This window comes from Shewanella sp. 11B5 (assembly GCF_002836795.1).
In the GTDB taxonomy this organism is placed as follows: domain Bacteria; phylum Pseudomonadota; class Gammaproteobacteria; order Enterobacterales; family Shewanellaceae; genus Shewanella; species Shewanella frigidimarina.
This window is the reverse complement of sequence record NZ_PJAP01000591.1, coordinates 1-3,975: the sequence shown is the minus strand read 5'-3', so window position 1 is coordinate 3,975 and position 3,975 is coordinate 1. Positions and strand designations below refer to the sequence as shown.

Below are 3,975 nucleotides of genomic sequence, written 5' to 3'. Positions count from 1 at the left end.
AGGAGTTAAGATGATGCAAGATTTAATCAAGGATCCACAAGCTAGTTATTAAATTCGTAGGGATACTTCAGGTTCTAATCCAATTTTATTATGTTCTATTAAGTAACTTGTCTTACTGAGTCTACATAGCATCCAGCAGCAAAAGAACCAGAGTCACAATAACTAAGAGTATAAATAGAGTGGTCGCAATTGACCAACGCTGCAAAAAGTATTCACCGGTGCCGAACGTGTTCTGGCATCCTCGCTTTTGCCAGAGTCCCTTACATCTGGCAAACCATGAAGAGCGAAGTTCTGGCAAAGTCTCGTTTCCCATCCTCCCTCCCCAACGAATGAAGGCATCAAACCAACGCTCTACAGACAATTCCGTCAGGTTCTCATTGCTCGATCCGGATGTTTCCCCTTCATCCTTGAACCACTCAAGCCCTGCGGTCATCAATGCCAGCCCCCATCCTAGATAGGCAATGAAGACATGGGCTGAGTCTCCATATTGATTCCATAGGGCAGGTTTGATCAGCCCCGTCCCCAAGCCTATAACAAAGCTTCCCGTCGCAATGAAGAAAACACAGATAAGTCGCTGTTTCCATTGAACCCGCGAAACTGACAGCATGGCATAAAAGATTGTCGCAAAGCCGATCGCTAGCAGCACAGCTCCAGCCATGGGTGCGGCAAGTTCACCCAACGGCAACCAACGCAGGCCACAAAGCAAGCCCGTGGTGACGGGGCCTAGCCACAACAGCAGCGCCATCGCCGGCCGAACCGAGTAATAAGACAAAGATAGCCATCGATGTAATGGCCACACTCCTACCTTGAGGGCGATACCGACAATTACCATCGACAGATAAAAAGATGATGACTCTGATAGCGTCATTGCTTTGGTTAGGGTAGCGAAGTCCAGATATTTTGTTGTAGCGGTGGCCATCATCACGGCCTCGAATAGTAGGATGTCTGCTAGGATCAGTAGCACCAGATATATCCGCCCAGCGCGGCGAGTAGTTTCGTCACCATGAGTAAGCAAGAGGCCAATACACGCGTAGCTCATCAGAGTCGTAAAGCTGAAGAAGACAATCATATCCGTTGCCAGCACTGCGCCAATCTGCCCCACTAGAAATAATAGCAGTAAGCTAGTCTGTGGATTATAGCCGTCACGTTTGGCTGGAGTAGGCACAAAGGCTGCTCCAACGCCCCACACCACCACCGACATAGCCAGCCACCAGCGGGATAGCGCGTCGATACCCAACCCAGCGCCCAGCCAAAACCAGGGCAGTTCAATAGCAAAATCCACAGGAATAAACACAAGCGTAGCAGCTGGCAACAGCGCCATATGTATCGGTCTGGGTAGGTGAGTATGCAGTGCAGGGAACGCCAACAGCAGCGGCAGGCCTAGTGCTGATAAAAGTAGGGATACACTCACTATGGCGTTCATTAGGCAAATCCTCGACTCACAATTAATCGAGTCCATTCCAATAGGTTAAACGGTGCAAATGCCAAAAGCCCCAAAGCCAATGTCAACAGTGCAGTAACTATGGGGGGGACAAGTAATGTCCAAGCCGTCTCTTTGTTTCCAAAAGATCGTTCGGCCGGCCAGCTATCGGGAGGGGCCTTAAACCAAGCAGTATACAATATGGGTAAAAAGTAGGCGGCATTGAGGGCACTACTTACCGCCAGAACATATATCACCCAGCCCTGTCCTGCGTCCAATGCCCCCAGTCCTAGATACCATTTGCTAAAAAAACCTGCGAGCGGCGGGGCACCTATCATACCGAAGGCGCCAATGGTGAATGCCGCCATGGTCCAAGGCATCCGACGTCCGACCCCGTTCATCTCGCTGATTTTATGAATCCCTAGGGTCTCGGCGAGGTTACCTGCGCACATAAAAAGGGTGATTTTTTGCACTCCCTGATGCACCAGGTGGATCAGTCCTCCCAGCGTCGCGATAGGACTGGCAAGCGCTATGCCTAGCACTATATAGGACACTTGGCTGACTGTAGAAAATGCGAGTCGACGTTTAAGTTCGTCCTGAAATAAGGCGCGCAGCGAGCCATAAATTATGGTCACAGCAGCCAGTATTGCTAGGGGTAAGGTTAGCCCCAAACTGTTGGCAAACTCAATGCCATACACATCGTAAACAACCCGTATTATGCCGAATGCGCCCGCCTTTACCACTGCCACGGCGTGCAGCAGTGCACTTACAGGCGCTGGGGCAACCATGGCCTGCGGTAACCAGCCATGTAGGGGGACCAAAGCCGCTTTTACCCCCAATCCGGCAATCAACAAGCAGAAGATTATCATCAGCGTTGGGTGCAAAGAGGCATCAAGACCGGACAAAAAACCGCGGTTGGTGAACTCCAGAGTGCCGGCAAGCGTATACAACCACACAGAAGACAGCAGTAGCAATGCGCCTCCGATGATAGTGTAGATAAGGTAATTTCTGCCGGCCTGGCGTGCGATTTCGGTTCCGCGGTGTACGATCAGTGGGTAAGTGCAAAGAGTAAGTAGTTCATAAAATAGCAGGAAGGTAATCAAATTCCCCGCAAGGGCAACACCTGTCGTGGCAGTAACACACAGACTGAAGAAGCCAAAAAAGCGGCTGCGATGAGGTGAACCCTCCAGATATCCAACGGCATAAACGGTAGTGACCAGCCACAGTCCGGAAGAAAGTGTCACGAAAAGCATCGCCAATGGGCCAGAACGCAGAACCAAATCGAGTCCTGGTAAGAGGGTTAGACGAGCCTCAAAATGATAGCCATGTAATATGCCCCAAAACATTCCCCCGACCAGCACAATCTTAAATAGCGCACCTGCCAGATTAAGCATTGTGCGGGTGACGACACGATCCTCGGGCAAGCAGAAAATTATCAGCCCCGGCAAGAAAGAGCTGGTGAGGATCAACAAGGGTAGAGCCGTACTCCAATTCATCAGCTATGTCCTGTGCCAAAGGGGGAACCCATTTCTAACATTGCCAGCGGCCAGTATGTGAACAAGCCCAAGAGCACTGCTATTAAAGCCAACCCCAAAGCGCTCCACTCCATCGTGGCCGGTAATGTTACCGTTCGGCTTGTTGGTTCGTCATGAGTAAACACATGAGCAATGACTTTGAATACATAGCCAGCGGCCAGAAATCCACCAAGGAGCAGAATAATTCCCCACCACCACTGTCCGGATTCTATTGATGCCTGCAGTAATAACCACTTGCCAATGAATCCACCGCTGGGCGGTAGCCCCATAAGGCTGATACCCGCTAGGGCGAATGCCGTCAATGTCAGCGGCAGACGTTGGGTTATTGAGCCGAGCTCCGCTATGCGGTCATGTCCCGCAAAACACTGAATATTACCCGCCGCCATGAACATCGCCGCCTTAGCCATAGCATGGGAAAATAACATATATAGTGCTCCCTTCCAGGCAAGACTAGTCCCCAACGGAAAAGCCAGAAACAGATAGCCCAGTTGCGATACTGTCGAGTAGGCAATAAGTAATTTTAGCCGTGTTTGGCGCAGTGCTTGAATTCCGCCCCAAAGGACCGCTAACGCGCCGAGCAATCCGAGTAAATTGGCAAATGCACCATCCTGCGTTTGAAAGAACTCCAGCCACATGCGTAGCAGAATATAGAAGGAAGCTTTGACCACCAATGCGGACATAAGCGCGCTCACGGGGGCTGGGGCTGAAGCATGGGCGGGCGGTAACCAAAAATGCATTGGGAAAAGCGCTGTTTTGAGCAGTAGGCCGGTACTTATCAATCCCACCGCCGCCCACATCGCAGGTGACGGTTCTACTCGTTGTGCTAGTATTGCAATGTCCAGACTACCAACACTGTGGTAGGTAAGGGCAACGCCCAACAGATAGAACAAGGAGCCCAGTAGGCTTACCAATAGATAACGCATTGCTGCAATCAAGGCGTCGGCGCCACCTGCTAATGCCACAAGGGCCACTGCCGTTAATCCCAGTAATTCCAGTGTGACATAGAGATTGAAGATATCT

The 3,975-nt window shown here is 50.9% G+C and carries 3 protein-coding genes; all 3 read right to left on the bottom strand.

Annotation, left to right across the window (positions count from 1 at the left end; all coding sequences use genetic code 11):
* Positions 1 to 121 precede the first annotated feature (121 nt).
* On the bottom strand, positions 122 to 1,423 hold the full coding sequence (locus CXF78_RS13745; protein WP_102037117.1) for a proton-conducting transporter transmembrane domain-containing protein: 1,302 nt from the start codon (positions 1,421 to 1,423) through the stop codon (positions 122 to 124).
* Positions 1,423 to 2,916 carry a complex I subunit 5 family protein gene (locus CXF78_RS13740; protein ID WP_102037116.1) on the bottom strand — a complete coding sequence of 498 codons (1,494 nt, stop codon included), beginning with the start codon at positions 2,914 to 2,916 and terminating at the stop codon, positions 1,423 to 1,425. Before CXF78_RS13740 ends, CXF78_RS13745 begins: the two co-directional genes overlap by 1 nt.
* Positions 2,916 to 3,975 (bottom strand): complex I subunit 5 family protein (locus CXF78_RS13735; RefSeq protein ID WP_102037115.1); only part of this gene is annotated, 1,060 nt, incomplete at its 5' end. The genes CXF78_RS13735 and CXF78_RS13740, both read right to left, overlap by 1 nt.

Coding starts and splice junctions, on each gene's coding strand:
- CXF78_RS13745 (WP_102037117.1), bottom strand. CDS start 1,423: ATGAACGCCATAGTGAGTGTATCCCTACTTTTATCAGCACTAGGCCTG.
- CXF78_RS13740 (WP_102037116.1), bottom strand. CDS start 2,916: ATGAATTGGAGTACGGCTCTACCCTTGTTGATCCTCACCAGCTCTTTC.